Origin of the sequence: Zoogloea sp. (assembly GCF_030157465.1) — a bacterium.
Taxonomy (GTDB): domain Bacteria; phylum Pseudomonadota; class Gammaproteobacteria; order Burkholderiales; family Rhodocyclaceae; genus Zoogloea.
Window position 1 is genome coordinate 15263 of the sequence record NZ_JAOAUU010000092.1, and the last position, 22884, is coordinate 38146.

The window sequence follows — 22884 nt, forward strand, 5'->3', positions numbered from 1 at the left end:
GGGCAGCGCTCTGTTAAAATTTAAAGTTACAGTCATCACTTTGTAACAACAAAAGCCATGTTCGGACGTCTCCTGCCCCAAGAGGGCCGTTTTTTTGACTACTTCAATAACCATGCCGAGCAAATCGTTCTCGGGGCTCAGGAACTCGTCGCCCTGATGGAAGACATGGGCAGCGCGGAGAAACATATCGCCGCCATCGAGAAAATCGAGGAAGCCGCCGACAAGATCACCCACGAAACCGTCGCCCAGGCGCACAAGAGCTTCATCACCCCCCTCGACCGCGACGAGATCCATAGCCTCATCAATGCCATGGATGACATCCTGGATACGGTTCAGGACGTCGCCGAGTGCATCACCCTGTACCACATCCAGCGCATCACCCCGGAAGCCCTCCAGCTGGCCAACGTGAGCCTGTCCTGTTGCACCCGCGTGAAGATCGTGGTCGGCCTGATCGCCAACATGGACAACGCCAGTGCCATCCTGCAAACCTGCCAGGAAATCGACCGGCTCGAAACCGACGCGGATCGCATCATGCGCAGCGCCATGTCCAAGCTCTTCCGCGACGAGCGCGACGCACTCCAGGTCATGAAGCTCAAGGCCATCTACGAACAACTTGAATCGATTACCGATCGCTGCGAGGACGTCGCCAAGATCGTCGAAGGCATCGTGCTGGAAAACGCCTGAGCACCGCCATGGAAACCGTACAGATCGGATTCTGGGTCATCGCCGGGCTGGTGGTTGTTGCGCTGCTGTTTGACTTCATGAACGGCTTTCACGACGCAGCGAACGCCATCGCCACCGTCGTCTCCACCGGCGTCCTCAAACCCCATCAGGCCGTAGCCTGGGCCGCCTTCTTCAACTTCGTCGCGCTCTTCATCTTCCAGCTCAAGGTCGCCAGCACTGTTGGCAAGGGCATCATCGACCCGAGCGTGGTGGACCACTACCTCATCTTCGGCGCGCTCCTGGGCGCCATCGCCTGGAACGTGGTCACCTGGTATTACGGCATTCCGTCAAGCTCGTCCCACGCCCTGATCGGTGGCATCGTCGGCGCAGCCATCGCCAAGGCGGGCAGCACCGATTCCCTGATCGGCGCGGGCATCTGGAAGACCGTCGCATTCATCATCATCTCCCCGCTGTTCGGCTACATCCTGGGGTCGCTGATCCTGGTTGTGGTCGCCTGGGTCTGCCGCAACAAGACCCAGCGGCGGGTGGATAAATGGTTCCGGCGCCTCCAGCTGGTTTCCGCGGCCCTCTACAGTCTGGGTCACGGCGGCAACGACGCCCAGAAGACCGTCGGCATCATCTGGATGCTGCTGATCGCCGCGGGTGTCACCGCCCAGGGCGACCCGGTTCCCATGTGGGTCGTCGTGCTGTGCTACATGGCCATCGGCCTTGGCACCCTGTTCGGGGGCTGGCGGATCGTCAAGACGATGGGGCAGCGCATCACCAAGCTCAAGCCGGTGGGCGGTTTCTGTGCCGAAACTGGCGGTGCCATCACCCTGTTCCTCGCCACCAGCCTGGGCATCCCCGTGTCCACCACCCACACCATCACCGGCGCCATCGTCGGTGTCGGCTCGGTACGCCGGACGGCGGCAGTGCGCTGGGGCGTTGCGGGCAGCATCGTGTGGGCCTGGGTGCTCACCATCCCCTGCTCGGCACTCATCGCCGCAGGCGGCTACTGGCTCGGTCGCGGGCTGTTCTGACGAGCACTTACCGGGAGGCTTGACGCGCGGGAGGAGAAGCCTGATCCTCCCGCCACTCCGGTTCCCGACTCAAGCACCCATGGCAACACCCACCCTCAAGCAGCAAAAAACCTTCGCGATGATCCGCATCCTGGGCGGCTTCGCAGCAGCCCTCGTGCTCGGCTACTCCTTCATCACCAACGTGCTCGCCGGCCAGCCGGTCGAAGGCCCGGTATTCATGACGGGCATCATGGCACTGCTCGGCCTGGGCTACTCGGCCTACTACACGCGCACCCTGAGCCGCATCGCCGAAGCGGAAAAAGGCGCCGGGGCGCCCGCACAAAAGCCTTGACCAGCCGCCTCGCCGCGCGGGTTGCTCTGGCCGGGCTGATCGCCGGCATGGCGCTTGTTTCGGGTTGCGCGAGCACCGGCCCGGTTGAATCGCGCCCCTCGCCGACGCTGCCACCCGCCTCTGGCGGGATACCCGCCAAACCCCTGCCAGCGCCTGCCACCGAGCTTCCGAAACCCGCTCCGGCACCCGCGACCTTGCCGACGCCCGTACCACTGCCCACTCCGCCAAAGCCGCCCGCGGCCTATCCGTCCGAGCGCGAAGGGCGGGCGCTGGTCGCAGGCTTCCTGCCGCCCGGCGTGAAGGACCGCGACGGCTGGTCCGGCGACATCTTCACGGCCTTTTCGACGCTGCGCATCCCGCCCACGCCGGACAACATCTGCGCCGTCATCGCCGTCATCGAGCAGGAATCGACCTTCCAGGCCGATCCGGTGGTGCCCGGCCTCTCGCAAATCGTCCAGAAAGAAATCGACACCCGGCGTGAGCGGCTGCACCTTCCACGTCTGCTGGTCGACGCCGCGCTTCTCAAGACCAGCCCGGACGGCCGCAGTTACAAGGCGCGCATCGATGCCCTGCGCACCGAAAAGCAGATGAACGATCTGTTCGACGACATGATTTCCGAGCTGCCCAACGGCCGATCCCTGCTGGGCGGCTACAACCCGGTGCGCACCGGCGGACCGATGCAGGTCAGCGTCGCCTTCGCCGAGGAACAGGTCACCGAGAAGGCCTACCCCTATCCGCGCCGCGGCAGCGTGCGGAGCGAAGTCTTCACCCGGCGCGGCGGCATCTATTTCGGCACGGCGATCCTGCTCGACTACCCTGCCCCCTACAGCAAGCTCCTGTACCGCTTTGCCGACTTCAACGCCGGCCGCTACAGCAGCCGCAACGCAGCCTTCCAGGCCGCTGTCGCACGCATCAGCGGCCTGCCTCTGGCCCTCGACGGCGACCTGCTGCGCTACACGGGCGGCGTCCCCGCATCCGAGCCAAGCACCACCCTCACCGCATTGCAGCGCATCGCCAGCCGCCTCGGCCTGTCCGGCGCCGAAATCAGTCGCGATCTGCGCCTCGAAAAAACTGCCCGCTTCGCACAAACAGCGCTTTATACCCGGGTCTTCGCCCTCGCCGAGGGTGCCGCCGGAGGACATTTTCCGCGTGAAGCCATGCCTCAGATCGACCTCAAGAGCCCCAAGATCCAGCGCAAGCTCACCACCGGCTGGTTCGCCGAAAGGGTCGACTGGCGGCACCGCACCTGCCTCGGCCGCGACCGCTCGGCGCTGCCCTGAAACCCGCGCGGGGCAAAGCGTTTCCTTGATGCAGGCCAGATGCGCAAGGGCCGCCAGGCTATACAATCCAGTACAAACCATGCCCGCAGGACATGGTTTAATATTTTGATAAAACAACGATCAAGGGAGAAGAACAGATGACCGTCCACGCCCAATACGCCGCCAAGCGCGTAACTCCGGCCGAAGCCATCCGCAATGTCCATAACGGCGACACCATCGTCGTTCCCACCGCAGTCGCCGAGCCGCCGGCGCTGCTCAATGCTCTCTCCGAAAGCCGCCGCGACTTCCGCGACGTCAAGGTTTCGCAGATTCTCGCCGTGCGCAAGTTTGGCTATCTCGACCCGACCACCGCGGAGCACGTGCGTCACGTGGCGTACTTCTTCAGCGCGGCCAGCCGTCCCGGCTTCAAGGAAGGAGTGGGCGATTTCTACCCGAGCTACTTCTCGGAAATGCCCCAGCTCATCGACCGCGGCCTGATGCCTGCCGAAGTGGTGTTCACCCAGGCCTCGCCGATGGACGAACATGGCTACTTCTCCCTCGGCCTCGCCCCCGACTACACCATGGCGGCGATCCGCAAGGCGCGGGCGGTGGTGATCGAAGTCAATCCGAACGTGCCCTTTGCCTTTGGCAACTGCCACATCCACATTTCGCAGGTCACCGCGCTGGTCGAAAACGACGAGCCCGTGCTCGAAGTCGGCCTGCCCACCATCGGGCCGGTTCAGGAAGCCATCGGCAAGTACGTCGCCGACATGATCGAGGACGGCTCGACGCTGCAGATCGGCTACGGCGGCATTCCCGATGCGGTCGTGATGCAGCTGACCCACAAGCACGATCTGGGCATCCACACCGAAATGGTCGGCGACGGCATCCTCACGCTGCTCGAAGCCGGCGCGGTCACCAACCGCCGCAAGAACTTCATGCCCGGCAAGATGGTCGCCACCTTCGCCCTCGGCTCGAAAAAGCTCTACAAGTTCCTTCACCGCAACCCGATGGTCGAGATGCACCCGGTGGATTTCACCAACGACCCGTACATTGCCGGCCAGAACGACAACCTGATGTGCATCAACGCCACGCTGGAGATCGACTTCCTCGGCCAGTGCGGTTCGGAAAGCCTCGGCCCCATCCCCTACTCCGGCACCGGTGGCCAGTCCGACTTCGTGCGTGCGGCCAACCGCTCCAACGGTGGCAAGGCCTTCATCGTGCTGCCCTCCACGGCCAAGAACGACACCATCTCGCGCATCGTGCCCACGCTTACCCCGGGCACCCACGTATCGACCAGCAAGAACGACATCAACTACGTGGTGACCGAGTTTGGCGTGGCGCAGCTGCGCGGCAAGAGCGCCAAGCAGCGCACTCAGGCGCTGATTGCCATCGCCCACCCGAACTTCCGTGCCGAACTCACCGCAACGGCCAAAAAAATGAACCTGCTGTAATTTTTTCGCAGCAAGCAGTCAAACAAAACGCCCCGGTTCTGCCGGGGCGTTTTTTCTTGGTGCGGGGCAGCAGCAGCGTTACTGCTGCGTCGATCCAACCTAGTCGATCTTGAATTCCATCTCGAATTTGGCGCCGTCGTCGATGCCAAGCACGCTCACCAGGTAAGGCATCACCTTCTTCAGCGTGGCCGGCAGCGTCCAGGGCGGGTTGACGATGAAAAGGCCGCTGCCATGCATGCCAAAGCCGTCCTCGGAAGGCTTCTGTACGTCGAGGCTCACGTTCAGCCAGCTGATGCCCGGCAGGCGCTTCAGCTTTTCCGGCAGCTCCCGCGACTGCATGCTGTGCAGCTTCGGGTACCACACCATATAGGTTCCACTCGGGAAGCGGCGCAGGCTTTCCTTGATCATGGCGACCACGGTGCGATAGTCGGTCTTGACCTCGTAGGGCGGGTCGATCAGCACCAGCGCGCGCCGGGGCTGGGGCGGCAGGAAGGCGTTGATGCCGGTGAAGCCGTCCTGATCGAGAACCATCACCTTGTTGCCGGCATCGGCGAAGGTCTTGTTGAGGATGCGGTTGTCCGCCGGATGCAGCTCGAAAAGACGCATCTTGTCGTCGGCCCGCAGGAGCGGCTCCGCGCAGCAGGGCGAACCCGGGTAGAGGTGCAGCTTGCCGCTGGGGTTGAGATCGCGAACCAGCTTGAGGTAGCTTTTAAGCTCTTTCGGCAAATCCTTGCGGCCAAGCAGCCTGCCAACACCTTCTTCGAATTCGGCGTTCTTGCGGGCAAAGGTCTCGTCGAGCGAATAGCAACCGGCACCGGCATGGGTGTCGATGTACCAGTAGGGCTTGTCCTTCTGGTTGAAGTATTCGAGCAGCTGGACGAGGACAAAATGCTTCAGCACGTCGGCGTGATTGCCGGCGTGGAAGGCGTGGCGGTAACTCAGCATGGCAGATGCGCCCAAAAACGGGATAAAGGATCAGGGCGCGATGCTATCACCTCGAGTGCCCCGCCGCCTCCCCGGCGATCACTCCGGCGAGTCGTATTTGCGGCGCGACCCGCGAAAGCCCTCGACTGGGTATTTGGCTTCGTTTTTGGCGAGCTTGGCGCGGGCGGCCGCCTCGAGGTCGATACCGGCCCGATCGGCAATCAGGAGCAGATACAGCAGCACGTCGGCGCATTCGTCCTCAAGCGCTTCACGGCCGTGAAGATCGGTCGGCAGCCCGGCAATCTCCTCGTCGGTCTTCCACTGGGTCAGCTCCAGTAATTCGCCCGCCTCGAGGTTGAGGGAGACGATCAGGTTGCGCAGGGAATGAAACTGCGACCAGTCCCGCGCATCCCGAAAGGCCGCGATAAGGCGGGTCAGTTCAATCAGATCGGCGGCCATCAGTCAGCTCCGGCCGTGGATCGAGAGGGTCGCCACCGGCGCATCATGGTTTCCCGTTGGCATAAAGACCTTGTTAAAGACCTTGTAATTGCTCATCACAGCAGCTCCCCGTGTGCCTGCAGTTTTATCAGAACGCCCGTCAGCGCGCCTTCCGGTGCTCGTAAGCCCTTATTTCCCTTACGGAAAGCGCCTCTGCAAAAGGGGACTTTCCCCTTGCACTCGACTGTCACCCTGATATTATGGCGCGCTGTTTGCCCGGCCATTCGGCGGCACGGGCGAAACCCAACCAAAACAGGAAAAAAATATGCCGATTTACCGCCTCGGAGAGCACACCCCGCAAATGCAGGAGGGCGTCTGGATTGCCGACACCGCGACCGTAATCGGTGACGTGCACCTCGGACGCAATGTCAATTTGTGGTTCGGCGCGATCCTGCGCGGTGACAACGACCCCATCACGATCGGCGACAACACCAACGTCCAGGATGCCGCAGTGCTCCACACCGACGATGGCGTGCCGCTCGACATCGGCGCCAACGTCACCATCGGCCACAAAGCCATGCTGCACGGCTGCACGGTGGGCGAAGGCTCGCTGATCGGCATCAACGCCGTGGTGCTGAACCGGGCGGTGATCGGCAAGCATTGTCTGATCGGCGCCAATTCGCTGATTCCCGAAGGCAAGGTGATTCCCGATCGATCGCTGGTATGCGGCTCACCGGGGCGCATCATCCGGGAGCTGACCGATCACGAAATCTCCAAGCTCCAGGCCAGCGCAGACAACTACGTCAACAACGCGCTGCGCTACCAGGAACAACTGGTCCAGCTGTAAACAAAAATCGGGAAGGCCGCGCTCACCAGCGCGCCTTCCCGATTTTTTTGATCAGGCCAGGGTCAGGATGACCGGCTGGTGGTCGGATGCGGCCGTAAGCTGATCCACCGCCACGGATTCCACCCGGTCGACAAGGTCGGCGCTGACGAAGAAGTAGTCGCAGCAGTAGGCGCGATCCGGCCATTCGGCGCCGTTCAGCCCCACCGTGTTCAGGTGCGGAATATCGCTGTAGCAGGCTCGCCAGGCGTCTTCCCAGCCTGAAACATCGGCACTGATCGGCGCGGTCATGCGGTAGTACTCCGGGCTGCCCGGCTCGCAGTTGAAATCACCGCACACGATGGCCGAAGCCGGCCGCGGCAAGTAGGCAAACGGCGAATCCTGCCCGTCTCCGCTTTTCTCCTGGGGGCTGTCCATCGCCGCGAGGCGCACCGAATCACACTGAAGCGTGTGCAGCGCCGCGATCTGGGTCATGCGCTGGATGCGCGAGTAGTACTCCAGGTGAGTGTTGAGCACCCGGATCGGGCCGCGTGGTCCGTCGACAATCACTTCAATGCACGCCCGCGGCATGCTCGGCACGCCTTCTTCGGGCGGGCGCGGCAGGCTGTGGCGAAACACCTGCCCCACCGGCAGGCGGGACAGCGTGAGGTTGCCGAACAGGCTGCGACCGCCGGATTTGCCGGGCAGGTCGACTGCGGCAACGAAATGCGCGCTGTAGTCCGCAAAGGCTTCGGCCAGTTCAGCCACGCAATCCACGGGCGCGCCGCCCTGCAGGCCGGCAAAGCCGACGGCAACCTCCTGCAGGCAGATCACGTCGAAATCGCCCAGCGTTCGAATGGCGGAAATCGTTCGCTGAAGGTTAACCACCCCGTCAGCGCCCCGCCCCCACTGAATGTTCCAGCTCAGTAGCTTCATCAGAAAATCTTCTCTCCATGCTTCACGATACTGACCGGTCCGCCGGCAAGCGGATCGTCGTGAATGAGCATAGCAAGCTTGCGCTGCTGCCTCCTGCCCAAAACGGCCGGTGCCGTGAGCAATTGCCTGTCGCAACGCAGCTCATTGCGTGGGGCAGGATATTCATCACGCTGGCGAAACCGCCACGGCGCGGCGTCTGCAGCTAAAGCGGGCGCTTCGACTGCCGTAAACCCTTTCGCTCCCTGAACGCATTACCGTCCACGCCCCTGCCCCGGATTTCGACTGCGACCACCATCATGACGACACCCCAGGAACTCGTTGCCTGCGTAGAAAAACTTGCCAGCCTTCCCGCGGTGTATCACCGCATCCGGGCGCTCCTCGATGATCCCGACAGCTCGGTGCACGACTTGACCGAGGCGGTCGCCAGCGACCCCGGCATCACGGCGCGGGTGCTGCGGGTGGTGAACAGCGTTTTTTACGGTTTTCCGGGAAAGATTGAAACGGTGAACAGGGCCGTCAATCTGATGGGCATGCAGCAGGTCCATGACCTGGTGCTGAGCACCGCGATCATCGGCGCCTTTTCGGGCATCCGCCCGGCCCGCATGCACATGACGCGCTTCTGGACGGATTGCGTGTTCAGGGGTCTGGCCGCGCGCACGGGGGCACGTCAGCTGGGTCTGGCCGATCCCGAACGGATGTTCGTCGAGGGGCTCCTGGCCGACATCGGGCACCTGGTGATGTTTCAGGTCGATCCCGACAATGCCCAGATCGCCCTCGAAACGGCCAACAGCAAAAATATTCCGGTCCACGAGGCGGAGCAGGCCGTCATGGGCTGCAACTACGCGGAAGTCGGCGCTGCGCTGGCGTCCTCGTGGCACCTGCCCGGCGGCTTCGCCATGGCAATCGGGGCCCAGTTGATGCCGGCGCTGGCAGGGCCCCATGTCACCGAAGCGGCCCTGCTCCATCTGGCCAACCACATTCTCGCCACCGACGAAGCCGAAAACCCGGACGAAGCCGTTCTTGAACGGATGGACCCGATGACCGCCGCGATGCTCGAAATGAGCGTCGAGCACATCACCTCGATCCGGGCCGCGGTGCGCAACGAAAAATCCGCGGTGATTGCGCTGTTCTTCCCATGCAGGGGCTGAGCGCGTATCCGTAATCACGGATACGCGCTGGATCAAAAGCGCCGGAAAATCGTTTCGACGCCCTCGCCGCTCTCGACACTGCCGCGCCACACCACCGTGGTGCTGGGCACGATGCGGTCGTAGCCACGGGAAATCCACCCCGCCAGCGGTTCGTTCGATCCATGCAGGATGCTCACCTCACCGTCCGGCGGCAGGATCATCGCGAGACACACCGGCCCATTGGCAATACTGATCCCGTCGGGCGTGCAGGTTACGTTGCACTCTTCGCTGAAATGCCAGTTCAGCGTAACCGTCTGGGTGGTCGAACCCTGCACTTCGTCGCGCACCGTCAGGCGGTCGCCCAGCTTGTCGAACTCCCAGCTGCGCCGGTGCACCGGGCGCCCCGGCAGGCGCCGGTAGCCATCGTGCTCGGCCACCAGCCGGTCGAGCACGCGGTTGGTATCCCGCACCACAACGCGGGTCTTGTACTTGCGGGTCCACATGAACTTTCCACCCGACACCGCCTGGTCCACGCCGCCGATGCACAGCGTGTTGTGCATGGCGGTGCCGCGGAAGGCATCGCGCCACGGCCCGGCGCCGTGGTAGGTGCCGGTACCGGGATCGACGAGAAACTCCCGCCCGGCCACCGACAGCGTGAAGGACAAGGCATCCGCATGGCCGTGGGCCGCGATCCCGCCGAGCCCGAGCGGGCCGGCGTCGGCAACGATGCGGAACTCGTCGGGAGTATCCAGGTTGGCGCCCAGCACAAACACCCCACCCTGCGGAAAATCGGTGCGGGACGTGGCCGGCACGGCCTGCAGCAGCAGGCTGTCGAAGGCGGCGCAGGCTTCGCGCCCGAGCAGCCAGCGGGTGCGCAGGTCGACGATGCCGGCCTTGCGCGCCAGTGCCGGGTTTGAGAACAGCAATGCGCCGGTTGCCAGCTGGCTCTGGAAGGGGCAGCCAGCGGCCCCCAGCGACAGCCCCGAGACCCGCCCGTCATCCGCGTCACCGAACATCGGCACGTTGCCGCCGGCATCCATGATGGCGGCAACGTATTCGAGCATCGCCTCCATGCGCTTCCAGTAGGCCTCGGACATCGGCTTGCCGGTGGCCCGCGCGGCGAGCCCGGCAAACAGCAGAAAATCCCATACGAACTGCTGGTAGGACGTGGTCTGCTCGAGGTTGACCCCATCCGGCGCGTTTTGCGCCAGCGCCTCGCGCTCCAGCCCTTCGCGGGCGATCCGGCGCCACTGCTTGGCGTCCTCCCAGAAGGGCCAGGTGGCGCCCGCCACGAAGAGCCCGGACAGCTCGCCGATCAAGTGATTGTTGGCCGATGAATGGCGCGACATGTGCCCGCGGATGAACTCGGCGTGGCGCCACACGCTGTTGAGCCAGTCGGTGCGCAGCACCTTGCCGATGGGGTGCTCGAACAGCGGCGACTGCAGCCCGCCGATCATTTGCCACACCGTGGCCCAGTTGATCAGCCGGATGCCGGCCTCGAGCGCGCTCGACCAGTTGGCGCCAAGAGCGTGCGGGCACTGCACGAACCAGCTCTCCAGCAGGGTGCCGACACCTTCGAGGTAGCGCGCATCGCCGGTGATCTGCCAGGCCTGGGCCAGGCACACCATTTCGAGGTGGCGGTTGGGCTCCCACAGATACTTGATGTCGCCGGTCTGGGCCGGGTTGCGAAAGGACATCACCTTGCCGTAGCTCAGCGGCAGCAGCGCGCCCTTGTCCGGGTTGCGGTTCCATTCCGGTGGAAAGCCCAGGGCCTCGGTATCGCGGGCCAGCACCCGCCACTGGCCGGACAGCAGTTCGTTGGCCCGTTGTATGGTCAGCCCGGCTTCTTCCGGCAGTTCGCGGGGCAACCAGCGGGCGCCGGGACGGTCCAGGCGAATCAGTGGCACGTCCGTCGGTGCGCGACGCCGCTCCATGGCGCGGCTGGCCGTCGAACCGGCGCGCCCCATGATTTCGGCAACCGACATGCAGCGCAAGCGGTTCCAGTACCAGCCCACCTGGGTCAGATTAGACATTTGATTCACTACTCCTGCTCAACCGGCTCACGATCTGCCGGAATTTTCCGTTCCGTGTGCGCGCGATCTGCGCCACACGCTCGATTCTGATATTGACCTGCGTGCCCAGCCGCTCGCGGGCCCGCTGCAACAGGGCCGACTCGGCCCGCGGGCCGAATTCGGGGGCCGCCACGATGCGGATGCACACGTCGTCCAGCCGCTCCTGCACCACCTGGGCTTCAATCAGCCCGCGGAGGCCCGAGAAGATCCAGTCGAGCATCACCACGTGGCGGCCATCCGGCGTGTGGATGGCGTCGTCCACCCGGCCGAGCACCCGCTCGACAACGCGAAAACGTCGCCCGCAGGAGCACTCGAAGGCCGGGTCGGCCAGCACCACCCGGTCTTCCGCGCGGTAGCGCAGGAAGGGCATGCTGCGATTGCCGAAGCCGGTGCCGATGAGGCTGGCCGTGCCGTCCCCGTTGGACTCGAACTCCACGCAGCCGTAGTCTTCCATCACGTGGTAGCGACCGTGCTCGCAGGTGCCGATGGCCGCCACCCGCTCGAAAGCACCGTACCAGTCAAAAACGCCGCAACCGAAACGCTCGGCAATCACCTTGCGATCGGCAGCGCTGAGGGTTTCGGACGAGGTGACGATGCAGCGCAGCGCGCGGCCGCGATACACCCGGTCGTGATCCTCCAGCCAGCGGGCCAGGTAGCTCACCGACGAGGGATAGGCCTGGAGCATCACCGGATCGAAGCGCTCCAGCGCCTCGATGTAGGCGGCGCCGTTTTCCGGCTTGAGGTGGAACGAGGACAGCATCAGCATGTTGTCCGCCCGGTTCATGCGCCACAGATGGCCGCCGGACTGCGCCATCGGCACCACCGGATCACCGCGCAGCCAGGCCCGCCGCTCGCCATGGCGATAGCCGGCCCACTGCGCCTGACGGTCGACAAAGGCCTGCTCGAAGGCGATCGCATCCCGGTCGCGCCAGCCCGGCATCGCTTGGCCGGTGGTACCGCTGGTTGAACCCTTGAAACGCAGCCACGAGCCGCCCTCGGCAAGCAGTCGCGGGCCGGCAGCAATCACGTCCTGCCGGGTCAGCTCGGGAATCTCGCGCAGATCATCCAGATGCTGCCAGCGTGCGGGGTCGATGCCGGCCTGGGCAAACAGATCACGGTAATAGGGCACCCGCTGCCGGGCATGCTCGGCCAGCTTGCGCACCGATTCCAGCTGCAAAGCCTGCCACTGGGCCGGCGCCAGCCACTGGCTGCGCTCGATGGAAGCGGCCGTGCGCCTGAGCATGCTGCGCGCGCTGAGCGCTGCGCGCAGCCGGCTGTTCAGTGCCAGGATTTCTTCCTGCACGCAAAACGGCGACTGGCGATAGAGAGTGGAGTGACTGGAGATCATGACCGCCTCAAACTTTCCTTTGACCCGGCGTGGCATCCAGCTCGCGCCAGGCAGACTCCAGCAGATCGCTCACACGCTCGATGCCGTAAGCCTTGAGCACGCGCCGGCGCCCGATCTCGCCCATGCGGCGGGCCTCTGCCTCATCGGCCAGCAAGGGCTTGAGGGCCGCCACCAGCGAGGCCACATCGTCGGGCTCGGCCAGCCTGCCGCTGTAACCTTCGATCACCACCTGCGGAATGCCCCCCACGCGGGTGGCGACAACCGGCAGGCCGGCCGCCTGGGCTTCGAGCACGGCCATCGGCACGCCTTCGAAACGCGACGGCAGCACAAAGATTCCGGAGCGGGCCAGCAGCCGGGCCTTGGCCGCGCCGGCAACCCAGCCGGGCAGCTCGACCCGTCCGGCCACACCGGCCGCGATGGCGGCGGTACGCACGCCTTCCAGATCGCCCTCGCCGGCGATGATCACCTTGAGCTGCGGCCGCACACCGGCCAGCCGGGCCAGCGCCTGGATCAGCACAAAAACGCCCTTTTCTTCTTCGAGCCGGCCCAGAAACAGCAGGGTGTGCGGCTCACGGATGACATCGGCCGGCAGCTCGGCCGGAAGCACCGGGTTGGGCAGCACGCGCACGTCGGGGTGGCCGATGTTCTGGCGCAGCCACGTGGCCCAGCTTTCCGACAGCACGAACACCACCCGCGCCTTGTGCACGGTGCGCTCGACCCACGCCCGTTCGAGCCGCGACAGGCCCGCGTGGTAGCGGTCGAAAGCCCCGCCGTGCAGATGAAACACGTAAGGCTTGCCGGCCAGCCGGGCCAGCGCCAGAAAAAGGCTCTTGCGCCGAAAGCTGGCGTTGGAGGCCGAATGGGCATGCACCGCCGCCACCCGGCCGGCCAGCAGCAGGCCGGTAAAGCGCAGCAGCGCCGTGACCAGGGCCACCAGCTTGCGGCCGGCGCTGCCATCCATGTAGGTGGGCAGATAGTGCAGCGCGCGGCCCTCGCCCAGCCCGGCCTCGCGCCAGATGCGCAAAACCGAGGCGATGCCGCCCCGCGCCGCCGGATCGGGGCCGAGCATCACCAGTGCCGGACGCGGGGAAGCGGGCAGTTCAGTGGGCACGGACAGCCTCCTCGGCCTTGATGTGCTGGATCATCAGGCGCCGCTTGCCCCGCGCCGTGCGCTCGATGTTCGGCACCACCTGCAGCTCGGCCTCCACTAGGCCGAGGAGCTTGGTGTTGAAGTAGTTGTCGAGCACGCTGATCACCGACGGGGCCAGCGGCGTGGCCGACTGCAGGCGCACGATGATGCGGCCCGGCGCGTGCTGCTCGTACTGGCAGGCCTCGACCTGCAGGAACTCGGGCGGACGCAGCCCGCCCAGCGACGCCACCGGAATGCGTCGCCCGTCGCGGCCCACAAAATAATCGTTGTTGCGCCCGTCGATGCGCTCCAGCACCGGGTAGCCCGGCAGTGCCGGATGGGACGGCCCGGCCGACCACATGGCCAGGTCTCCGGTGCGGTAGCGTATGAAGGGCATGGCCTTGTTGTCGAAGCCGGTCGCCACCACTTCGCCCTGTACGCCGGGCTCGGTGATCTGGCGGCCTTCCTCGTCGATGAGTTCCACATGGCCATACAAGGGCCACACAAAATAACGGTGATCGTCCGGCATGGAGCCGGCCATCACGGAACGTTCGGAATGGCCGTAATGCACCAGCACCGGGCAGCCGAACACGCGCTCGATGAGCGCCACCATGTCCGGCTCGGCCGATTCCGAAAACAGCTGCACCCCGCGAACCGCAGCGACAAAGCGCGGCACGGGGTTGTAATCCAGCCAGCGCGCCAGCTCATAAACCGCCGACGAATAGCCCTGGATGAAGCTCACCCCATGCTCGATGGCGGCCTCCACGTGGCGGGGCATGTAGGCCGCGTCCAGGTGGTTAGGGCTGATCCAGAGCATGCGCTTGATCGGCTCGTAGCTTTGCAGCGGGCCGTCGTCGGCCGCCGAGCCGCGGACGTTGCGCCCGCGCAGTGACAGCACCGCATCCTGCCGGGTCAGGCCGATGCGCTGGCTGAAGGCTTCGATGTAGGCCGCTTCCTTGGCCCGCGAGACGCCCTTGTGCAGCGAGAAGCGGAACGGTTCGGACACCGAGCCGCTGGTCTGCATGGGCAGCCGGTCGGCAGCGGTGCAGGCCGTCGAAAGGTAGTTTTCCGGCGCGCGTTTGTAGTCCAGCTTGGTCATCAGCGGAAACAAGGCCAGCCATTCGCTGGCCGGCATGTCGGTCAGCAGCTGGGCCGCCAGCGCGGCATAGGCCGGCACGGTGCCGGCGGCCCAGCGCAGGGTTTCGCGCAGGCGGTCGTCGGCCAGCTGCTTGATCTCGGCGGGCGACGCAAGCGCCGCCTCGGCGCGATAGCGCGGGTAATCCTTGCCGTGACGCAGGCGGTCCGGCAGCAGGCCGTAGAGGCGCCCCAGCGGCTCCTTCACCCACGCGGGCGCGTCCATGTAGCGCTTCAGCCAGCGGTAGCCCCAGTCTTCGATTGCCATCGTGGCTCCTTTAGCGCTTGACCCATTCGCGCGCAAACAGCGCAACGAAGGCCATGTCGTCGATGAAATAGCGGCGGAACATGCGCCGCGGTTCCTGCAGGAACCGGTAGAACCATTCCAGGCCGGCGTTCTGCATCCACACCGGGGCCCGCTTCACGAGGCCGACCGCCACGTCGAAGGTGCCGCCCACGCCCATCGCGAAGGGCACTTTCATGGCCGCCTGGTAGCGCGCCAGAAATGCCTCCTTCTTGGGCGAGCTGATCGCCACGAACAGGATGTCGGGCCGGGTGGCTGCGATCTCGGCCACCACCTTTTCTTCTTCCTCGGGCGTCCAGTAACCGTTGCGGTAGCCGGCCAGGGTGAGGCCGGGGTAACGGGCCGAATACAGGCGCGCAACCCCGCTCACCACCTCTTCGCGGGCGCCCAGCAAAAACACCCGCCAGCCCTTTTCGGCCGCGCGGGCCATCAGGGCCTCGAACAGATCGACGCCGGTCACCCGCTCCTTGAGCGGCTTGCCGAGCAGGCGCGAAGCCCACACCACGGGCATGCCGTCGGCGTTGATCAGGTCGCAGTCGTTGATGATCTGGCGCAGCGCCGGATCCCGATTGGCCTTGACGATCTTGTCCACGTTCACCACCACATGCTGGTGCGGCTTGCCCGAGCGGATGAAGCCCTCGACCACTTCGAGGGTCTCGGCCATGTTCAGGTTGTCCACCGCGCAGCCCATCAGATGCGTTCTCATTGCGTTTTCCCGCCGGAATTATCCGGACTGCCTCCGGCCGGCTGCGTGGCGTGGGGCACGGCCCGCGCCGCGCGCCCGGCGGCAAAGCGTGACCGTCTTGTCAGATAGTCGAAAACAGTCAGTCCGGACTGATGGCTGATGGTGTGCACGCAGGCGATTCCCGGCTGCCAGCCCGGGTCGATGCGCCTCTCGGTTTCCTCGACATATTCGGTCGGCGTCAGCTTTTCGATGCGGCGCAGGTTGAGGGCGTGGCCGTATTCAGGCACGCACACCTGGGCCGGGCGCAGCAGCTTGCCCTCGTGGGTGAACACCGGGCCGGCCGGCCGGGCAAAGCGCGCATCGGCCACCACCGGGTTGGCCGCGTGGGGCAGCCAGGGGCCGAGGGGCGTTTCCGCGTAGTAGGCGTGCAGCTCGTCGTGCTTGTCGGCGCCGGGCTCGGACACATTGCCGAGCAGCCACCACCGGCCCTCATGGGTGAACAGGGTTGCATCCACCATGTCGATGCCGGTGAGGATGTCGGCCTCTTTCTCCCAGCGGTCCGGCAGGGCCACACAGCGGTAAAGCTCGACGCTGCGGTTGGCGCCGCTCTCGGGCACCATCCACAGCGTGTCCTTCCACCAGAACAGGAAGGGGTAGGACAAGTGCCACGGCTTTTGCATGACCGGCACCGGGTCTTCCCAGCGCCCATCCTGATGGACGCGCATGGCCTTCAGGGTACCCTTGCCTTCCCGGTAGATGACTTCCTCGATGAACACCCACCAGCCTTCGCCGGCGGCGGGCCACACCATCGGGTCGGCCCAGAAGCGGTCGGCCGGGGGCTGGATCAGGGTTGTCGCGGCCGGGTCGAAGCAGATCTCTTCGCCAAACGCCAGGGCCAGGCCCCACTGATCGCAGCTCAGGGCCTTGCTGGCCGAACGCGACACGGTGCGCTGGAGCAAGGTGGCAAAGCGCGCCCGCGCCGGCAGGGCCGCAGATGCCGCAGCGGGCCCCGACCCATCGTGCGGGCGGCCGGGCTCGTCGTCCTGCGCCAGCCGCAGCAGGGCGCGGCGAACCATGCCCATGCCTTTGGCAATCGCGCGGCGGCGGTTGCGGCGGATCGAAAAGCTGCACGATGCGCCCAGCGAATCGTCGATCAACTGACCGTCGATCACCGATTCAAGCCGGATCACCGTGCTGTCGTCACCATCCACAACCGGCGCCGCACCGGCCAGCGGGTCCACCGCCGGACGGCCCGAGAGCATCAGCGTCCAGTGACGGGCGGGGCCGGCTGGAATCGCGGCGGGGCGTGCGCGCAGGTCGAGCAGCACGTCGCAGCCCTGCTCCGCCAGCCATTCGCCCGCGGCAACGCCTGCCGGACATTCCGCCACGCCGTCCGGAGTGGCCAGGTTTACGCTGCGCAAGGGCGAGGCGCCCCGGTCGAACACCAGCCCGTCCACCCGGTCGGCCCAGTCGGGCTCGGGCAGCGGCAGCGTATCGCGCACGCATGCGGTGAGATGGATGCCCGGCAGGGCCAGACAGTCGCCCACCAGGCGGGCCACCCAGCCGGGAACCGGGCCGGCCGGCAAAAAAACGGCAAGACGAATAGTCATGGGCTCAGGTGCACTCATGCGAAAACCTCCGGCGCCCGGCGCAGTACGGCCCGGCGTAATAAAAGATTGCGCGACAGGGTCGCACCCAAAAGAACGGCAAAAAGACTCAGCACGGCATCGACACCCCGCGGCGCCACTAGCATCACCACGGCGCAGGCCGCAACGAAAATCACCAGCGACAGCACATTCACCCTCAGCGGAAGCCGGGTTTCTTCAACGGTTTGCAGGTAATTGGATTCGGGCAGCACCAGCTGGCCCACATAAAAGCTCGCCAGATAGAGCAGGAAGATGGCGCTGGCGCCGGCAAGGGCAAAATCCGGACGCTGGCCCCACCACGCCAGCGCCCCCCAGACGGCCAGTGCAAGCAGGCTGAGCGCGGTGTTGAGGCGCACCAGGTTGCGGCGCAGCGCGGCCAACGTGGCGCGCACTTCCGCGCTGCCCTGCTGGTGCACCACCCGCGCCAGGGCCGGCAGCGCATTGAAACTGAGCGCCCGCGGAAACAGCAGCAGCACGCTGGTCAGGCTGCCGATCAGCGCCACGAGGCCGCCGTAGCCCTCCCCCGCCACACGCACGGTCAAGGGCACCAGAATCATCGACATGCCGGCGCTGACAAAATTGAGCGCCGCCTGCTCAAACGCAGTGCGCGCGCTCCCTGCCGGCAGGGATGCATCGCCACCACAGCGGCGGGTCTGGCGCACCAGCACCAACAGGCCGACGAGGCCCAGCAGCGCGGTGGGCACGGCCAGCGCCGCATAGGCCATCCACGGCTGTCCGCCGCCAAAAAGCGCCAGCCCGCCGGCCAGCAGCACAACCAGTACGGTTTCAAGAATCAGCAAACGCCGGTAGGCCGCCAGCGCCAGGCCAAAGTGACGGGCCAGCGTGTAGGCCGTCCAGCCGGCCAGCAGCAGCGCCGTCCAGGCGGGCTCGAAAACCCAGCCACCCCAGGCGAGGAGCGGCAGCACCAGGCAGGCCGGCAGCGTGAAGGTCAGCGCACCGCGCGCAAGGCCCAGCATCACCGGGGCCGACTTGCCCACCCCGGCCACCGGCACGCGGGCCAGCACCAGGGCCGACCACCCCACCGCCGAAAAAAGCCCGAGCATCATGGCAAACGAAAGATCGTTGGCGAAGCGCCCCAGCGCCTCGGTGCCGCACACGGCCTGGACCAGCGCAAAGTGAAGCAGGCGCTGGCCGCCGGGTGCCGCGGTGACCGCCAGCACCTCGCCACGCCGCATCAGGCTGGCCAATCGCGCGCTCATGGTGTGGCCACCGTTTTGCGGTGCTGCCAGGCCGCCGTCGCCGCCACGAGGGCCAGCGGCATGATCAGGCTGGCCTGGGGGCGAAACATGATGCCGTTGCTGAAAGCCGTGGAGGCCACCAGCGCGGCCAGCAGCGGCGCCGCCACGCCGGGCGGAAAGCTGCGCGACCACACGACCAGCACGGCCAGCACGGCACCCAGACCAAGCACGCCCTGCTGGTTGAGCAGACGGATGAAGTCGTTGTGGGAATCCTTGGCGCTCCACCACCACACTTCGGAGACGATCCAGTCCGAACCCTCGCCGTGGCCGAACAGCCACTGGAGCAGGCTGCTGTTGGCGAGAATGTCGATTTTTTGCAGCCACATGGAAAACCGGCCGGAGGTCAGCTCGACCATTTCATCCCACGAAGGCAGATGCACCAGGCCGAACAACAGCGGCACGAAGGCTGCGGCCAGCCCCGCCGCCAGCATCACGAACAATGCCAAAGGCGCCATCGGCCGGCGCTGGACGAGCAGCACGGCACCAAAGGCCAGCGCCGCCACCATCGAGGTGCGCACGCCCCAGCCATAAAAAACCAGCACCACCGAAAAGCCGACAAGGCCGATCAGCAGGCGTCGCCCGAGCTGGCCGGCCTCGAAAAGGTAGAACGACAGCGCGCCGCACACCACCACGAGGTAGGAGCTGGTGTGCAGCGAGGCGAAATACACCGGCCAGAACGGCTCGCCGCCCCGGTTGAGAGAGGGCGGCAGCACGATCAGCGCACCGATCACCAGCACCCAGATCAGGCCGAGCGTGATCTGCATCAGCCGGATCACCAGCGCCGGTTCGCGCTCGAAAAGACGCAGCAGCAGCACCGAGAGCAGGGCCGGCGTGACGATTTTCAGGTATTCGAACATCGCCGTCGTGAAGTTGAGACCGGACAGCACTTCGGTGGTGAGGAAGGACGCCAGCCCGAGGGGCACCGCCACCAGCACCAGCGGCGTGCGCTTGAGAATCGCATCGGCGTAAGCCAGAAGGCCGGCACCCAGCACGCCGAGCAGCAGCATGTCGGCCAGCCGGTTGTAAACGGATTCGATTTCCGCATCGAAATAGGGCCTGGCCAGCAGCACCGCCACCAGCAGCTTGCCCCACAGGCCGATGAACAGGGCCCAGGCGAAGCCCTGCGTCACCCGTGTTTCAAACGGTGTGGAGGCGACAGCCGGGCCCTTGGCGGAAAGCAGCGCAGTCATCAGAAATCGAGCAGCACGCCGCCGATGACCACCACCCCGGCCTCGCGCAGACCGGTCGACAATTCGGCAACCCGCTTGTGGACCGACGCATGACGACGGGCCACCACGATGGCGCTGCCGCAGGTGGCGGCCACGAGCCGGGCATCGGCGCCGGTTTCGTCGGCCGGTGTATCCACGAGGGTCATGTCGTAGGTATCCCGCGCCACCGAAATCTGCGCACCAAAGGCCCGGCGGGCCAACAGCTCCTGCGGGTTGGGCGGCACGATGCCGGCCTGGAGCACCGACAGGTGATCGAAGCGCGGGTGAGGCTGAATCGCGCCCTTCTCGCCGCGTTCAGCCAGGCGCGCGGCCAGGCCGCCCGCCGGCGGCAGGCGAAACAGGCTTTGCTGACGCGGAAAGCGCAGGTCGCAATCCACCAGCAGGGTGCGCTCGCCCAGTTGCGAGAACAGCACCGCCAGGTTGGCTGCCAGCCAGCTACGCCCTTCGCCGCGTGCCGCGCCCACCACGGCAACGCTGCACAGTTGCGGGTTGGTCATGCGCCGCAGCACCAGCTGGCTGCGCAGCTTGCGCAGGGCTTCGACGCGCGGCGAATTCGGCTCGAAGGCCGCGACCAGCTCCGGGTCGGCCCCCTGATCGCCAGCCGCCAGCACCGGGTAATCGAACTGGCGCGACAACGCGGCGTGCACGTCGGCCTGGCTGACCAGCCCGAGCTCGACGGCCGCGGCGCCAAAGGGAATGCCGCGCTCCTTCTGGCGGGCCGTAACACGCTCGACGGCCCGCGCATCGAGCCGGCCGCTGGAAACGAGAATCTCGCCCAGATTGGGAAAGCCCATCTGCTGCGTTTCGAAGGCCGGCACCGGGTTGCGACCGGGAAAGTTTTTCATGTCCATCGTTCGATCCTCAGGCCCGCCGCAGGGCTGCGGGCAGGAAACGCGCGAACAGGCCGTCGCTGGCACTGGCCGGGCTGTTGATTTCGGCCAGCATCGGTGCGCCGAGGGCATCGAGCATGTCGTCGGCACCGCGGATGCGCCTGTCGAAGAGTTCGCGCACGATGCTGAAGGCCATGCCCAACAGACCTCCGATGAAGATCGCCAGCCCGAGGTTGAGCAGCAGCTTGGGGCTGGACGCTTCGGTGGCCGGCACCGCCGTCGACAGCACGGCCACGTTGCCCTGCCGCGACTTGCTCTCGAGGCTGGTCTGGGTGAGGCGAGCCATCACCAGGTCGTAGGCCTTCTGGGCGCTATCCACTTCACGCAGCAGCACGCCCATTTCATCGCGCTGTTGCTTGAGTTCGATGACGCGCCGCTTCTGAGCTTCGAGGCGCCCTTTGATGTCCCCCTCGCGAGCCTGGTTGATGCGGCTGTTGGTACCCACCACCGCCGCCACCTGGCCGCTTTCGGAGCGCAGCCGGGCGCGCAGGGATTCGACTTCACCCTTCACGCGCTGAAACTGGGGGTGGTTTTCGCCGAGGTATCCAGCGAGCTCGGTGAGCTTGGCTTCCTGCCGGGCCAGATCCACCTTGAGGGCCTGGATCAGCGGGTTGGCCGCCACTTCATTCAGGCCGCCGCCCTGGCGCTGGCGCGACGAGGTGTCGGTGCTCTGGGCCTGGGCGGCCGTGAACTGGGTGGACAGTTCGGTGAGGCGCGAACTTTCCAGGTCCAGTTTCTCGTCGCCAACCAGGCCATGGTCGCGCTGGAATTGCGACAGACGGGCCTGCGCGCTTTCGAGGTTGGTGCGCAGCGCCCGGGTGTGCTCGTCGAACCACGCGGCCGACTGGCGGGCAGGTTCGACCTTCAGTTCGAGGTCGGTTTCCAGGTAGGCCTGGGCAAGGGCGTTGGCGTAGTCGGCGGCAAAGCGGGGGTCGTCGGCGGTCACGGTCACGGTAAGCACGTTGCTTTCGTGGGACGGGCTCACCTTGACGCCCTTTTTCAGCCGGCCGGCAATCCAGCGATTGACGTCGCCCTGGCCGCCGGAGGCCTTCTGCCAGCGCTCCGACCAGCGCGGGCTGGCGCCCAGCTTGAGGGCCGCCACCGCGCGCCCGCCAACCCGTTCGCTGGCAATGATGTCGGCCTGGGTGGCGAGAAAACCCGGCGTGGTGGCGCCGTGGCCGGGCTGGACCACCAGCGGATCACTGCCGCGGGACTCCACCACCACTTCGGTCGATGCCGTGTATTGGCGCGGCAGGGCCAGGCTCACCACCAGGGCGAGCAGGACGACTCCGCCCCACACCATGAACAGACCTTTGCGGCGGGCCTTGAGGACGGCCAGAAGTTGTGCGATTCCCATGCTCGGTGTCCGCTCAGAAAAGTGCTTCGCGAACGACGACCACGTCGTCGGGCTGCACCGGGTCGTTGAGTTGCGGGTTGATGATTCGGGTCGTGCCGTCTTCAAAGCGGCGATGGATGCGGATGCCGCGCTCGGTGCCCCGCGGGCTGAGGCCGCCGCCCATGGCCAGGGCCTGCAGCACCGTCATCTGGCGCTCCACGCGATAGGCGCCGGCACGCTGCACTTCGCCGTACACAAAAACCTGGGGGGCGCGCTGCACGTAAAGGGTGTCGCCGGCCATGACCGGCACATCCTTTTCAGGCGTCCAGGTCACGAAGAGTTCGGCCACGTCGATTTCGGCCCGCACCCGGCGACCATTGCGCAGGCCGGTGAGAATCACCTTGTCGGCCCCCTGGGGCGCCGTGCCGCCGGCCAGCGCCAGTGCATCGGTCAGCTTCATCGCGGTACTTTCGAGGGGATAGCGGCCGGGCCGGGCCACCTGGCCAAGCACCGCCACCTGCGCGCCGCGCACCTGCTGGAGCACCACCGTGACCTGGGGCTGGAGCACGAAGCCACCCTTCTTCAAGCCGTCGGCAATGGCCCGTTCGGCCGCCGCCACGCTCAGGCCGCCAAGCTGCACGTTGCCCACCAGCGGATAACTGATCGCGCCGGTTTCGGACACGCGGGTTTCGAGGCTCAGGTCGGGGTTCTGGAAAACCGCGATCTTCAAACCATCGCCGGGGCCGAGGCGGTATTCCTGGGCGGCCGGCTCCTGCGCCCGCACCGCCGCGGGCAGCAGCGTCGTGACAAGCACGGCAGCGGCCAGCGCGCGGCCCAGCCAGGCGCCTTTTTTCATC

21 protein-coding genes are annotated in these 22884 nt (G+C 66.0%); 7 read left to right on the top strand and 14 right to left on the bottom strand.

Features of this window, described 5'->3' with window-relative positions; all coding sequences use genetic code 11:
* Positions 1-57 precede the first annotated feature (57 nt).
* The 5 genes from Q1W26_RS11705 to Q1W26_RS11725 all read left to right on the top strand — a co-directional run bounded on the left by Q1W26_RS11705 (position 58) and on the right by Q1W26_RS11725 (position 4747).
* Positions 58-684: a DUF47 domain-containing protein gene (locus tag Q1W26_RS11705; RefSeq protein WP_300440117.1), complete on the top strand. Its 627-nt coding sequence runs from the start codon at positions 58-60 to the stop codon at positions 682-684.
* 8 nt (positions 685-692) lie between these two features.
* A complete protein-coding gene (locus Q1W26_RS11710) occupies positions 693-1703 on the top strand; it encodes an inorganic phosphate transporter (protein ID WP_300440120.1) in 1011 nt (336 codons plus the stop codon).
* A gap of 79 nt (positions 1704-1782) precedes the next feature.
* Positions 1783-2034 (top strand): hypothetical protein, encoded by a 252-nt coding sequence (locus tag Q1W26_RS11715; protein ID WP_300440122.1) that lies wholly within the window; start codon positions 1783-1785, stop codon positions 2032-2034.
* The gene (locus Q1W26_RS11720) at positions 2031-3314 is read left to right on the top strand and encodes a DUF1615 family protein (protein WP_300440124.1); all 1284 of its coding nucleotides are present in this window, start codon (positions 2031-2033) and stop codon (positions 3312-3314) included. Before Q1W26_RS11715 ends, Q1W26_RS11720 begins: the two co-directional genes overlap by 4 nt.
* Before the next feature lie 137 nt (positions 3315-3451).
* On the top strand, positions 3452-4747 hold the full coding sequence (locus tag Q1W26_RS11725) for an acetyl-CoA hydrolase/transferase C-terminal domain-containing protein (protein ID WP_300440126.1): 1296 nt from the start codon (positions 3452-3454) through the stop codon (positions 4745-4747).
* Between the two features lie 99 nt (positions 4748-4846).
* Here the strand turns inward: Q1W26_RS11725 and rlmJ are convergent, their stop codons facing one another.
* Both rlmJ and Q1W26_RS11735 read right to left on the bottom strand, forming a co-directional pair.
* Entirely contained in the window at positions 4847-5692 is an 846-nt protein-coding gene (gene rlmJ, locus Q1W26_RS11730; RefSeq protein WP_300440128.1) for a 23S rRNA (adenine(2030)-N(6))-methyltransferase RlmJ, read from the bottom strand.
* A gap of 78 nt (positions 5693-5770) precedes the next feature.
* Entirely contained in the window at positions 5771-6130 is a 360-nt protein-coding gene (locus Q1W26_RS11735; protein ID WP_300440130.1) for a nucleotide pyrophosphohydrolase, read from the bottom strand.
* A 304-nt stretch (positions 6131-6434) separates the two neighbouring features.
* Here Q1W26_RS11735 and Q1W26_RS11740 point away from each other — a divergent pair, with 304 nt between their 5' ends.
* Entirely contained in the window at positions 6435-6956 is a 522-nt protein-coding gene (locus Q1W26_RS11740; protein ID WP_300440132.1) for a gamma carbonic anhydrase family protein, read from the top strand.
* Between the two features lie 51 nt (positions 6957-7007).
* Here the strand turns inward: Q1W26_RS11740 and Q1W26_RS11745 are convergent, their stop codons facing one another.
* A complete protein-coding gene (locus Q1W26_RS11745; protein ID WP_300440134.1) occupies positions 7008-7868 on the bottom strand; it encodes an endonuclease/exonuclease/phosphatase family protein in 861 nt (286 codons plus the stop codon).
* A 296-nt stretch (positions 7869-8164) separates the two neighbouring features.
* Between Q1W26_RS11745 and Q1W26_RS11750 the strand changes: the two genes are divergently transcribed.
* Entirely contained in the window at positions 8165-9016 is an 852-nt protein-coding gene (locus Q1W26_RS11750) for an HDOD domain-containing protein (RefSeq protein WP_300440136.1), read from the top strand.
* Between the two features lie 32 nt (positions 9017-9048).
* On the opposite strand, the gene Q1W26_RS11755 is transcribed toward Q1W26_RS11750, so the two are convergent.
* The 11 genes from Q1W26_RS11755 to epsE are packed head-to-tail and all read right to left on the bottom strand — an operon-like array spanning position 9049 to position 22883.
* On the bottom strand, positions 9049-11028 hold the full coding sequence (locus Q1W26_RS11755; protein WP_300440138.1) for an alginate lyase family protein: 1980 nt from the start codon (positions 11026-11028) through the stop codon (positions 9049-9051).
* Positions 11021-12415, bottom strand: coding sequence for a hypothetical protein (locus Q1W26_RS11760; protein WP_300440141.1), 1395 nt, complete (start codon positions 12413-12415; stop codon positions 11021-11023). Before Q1W26_RS11760 ends, Q1W26_RS11755 begins: the two co-directional genes overlap by 8 nt.
* Before the next feature lie 7 nt (positions 12416-12422).
* Positions 12423-13526: a glycosyltransferase family 4 protein gene (locus Q1W26_RS11765; RefSeq protein ID WP_300440143.1), complete on the bottom strand. Its 1104-nt coding sequence runs from the start codon at positions 13524-13526 to the stop codon at positions 12423-12425.
* Positions 13516-14946: a hypothetical protein gene (locus tag Q1W26_RS11770; protein WP_300440145.1), complete on the bottom strand. Its 1431-nt coding sequence runs from the start codon at positions 14944-14946 to the stop codon at positions 13516-13518. Before Q1W26_RS11770 ends, Q1W26_RS11765 begins: the two co-directional genes overlap by 11 nt.
* Positions 14947-14956: 10 nt before the next feature.
* Positions 14957-15688, bottom strand: coding sequence for a WecB/TagA/CpsF family glycosyltransferase (locus Q1W26_RS11775; protein WP_300440146.1), 732 nt, complete (start codon positions 15686-15688; stop codon positions 14957-14959).
* Complete coding sequence (locus Q1W26_RS11780; protein ID WP_300440147.1) at positions 15685-17295, bottom strand: hypothetical protein; 1611 nt, start codon at positions 17293-17295, stop codon at positions 15685-15687. The genes Q1W26_RS11775 and Q1W26_RS11780 overlap by 4 nt, the downstream gene beginning before the upstream one ends.
* Complete coding sequence (locus Q1W26_RS11785; protein WP_300440150.1) at positions 17292-18533, bottom strand: hypothetical protein; 1242 nt, start codon at positions 18531-18533, stop codon at positions 17292-17294. The genes Q1W26_RS11780 and Q1W26_RS11785 overlap by 4 nt, the downstream gene beginning before the upstream one ends.
* Positions 18530-19762 carry a hypothetical protein gene (locus Q1W26_RS11790; protein ID WP_300440151.1) on the bottom strand — a complete coding sequence of 411 codons (1233 nt, stop codon included), beginning with the start codon at positions 19760-19762 and terminating at the stop codon, positions 18530-18532. The genes Q1W26_RS11785 and Q1W26_RS11790 overlap by 4 nt, the downstream gene beginning before the upstream one ends.
* A complete protein-coding gene (locus Q1W26_RS11795; RefSeq protein WP_300440152.1) occupies positions 19762-20652 on the bottom strand; it encodes a chain length determinant protein tyrosine kinase EpsG in 891 nt (296 codons plus the stop codon). The genes Q1W26_RS11790 and Q1W26_RS11795 overlap by 1 nt, the downstream gene beginning before the upstream one ends.
* Before the next feature lie 10 nt (positions 20653-20662).
* Positions 20663-22048 (bottom strand): chain length determinant protein EpsF, encoded by a 1386-nt coding sequence (gene epsF, locus Q1W26_RS11800; RefSeq protein WP_300440153.1) that lies wholly within the window; start codon positions 22046-22048, stop codon positions 20663-20665.
* 13 nt (positions 22049-22061) lie between these two features.
* Positions 22062-22883, bottom strand: a complete 822-nt coding sequence (epsE, locus tag Q1W26_RS11805; RefSeq protein ID WP_300440156.1) for a polysaccharide export protein EpsE — start codon at positions 22881-22883, stop codon at positions 22062-22064.
* Position 22884 lies beyond the last annotated feature (1 nt).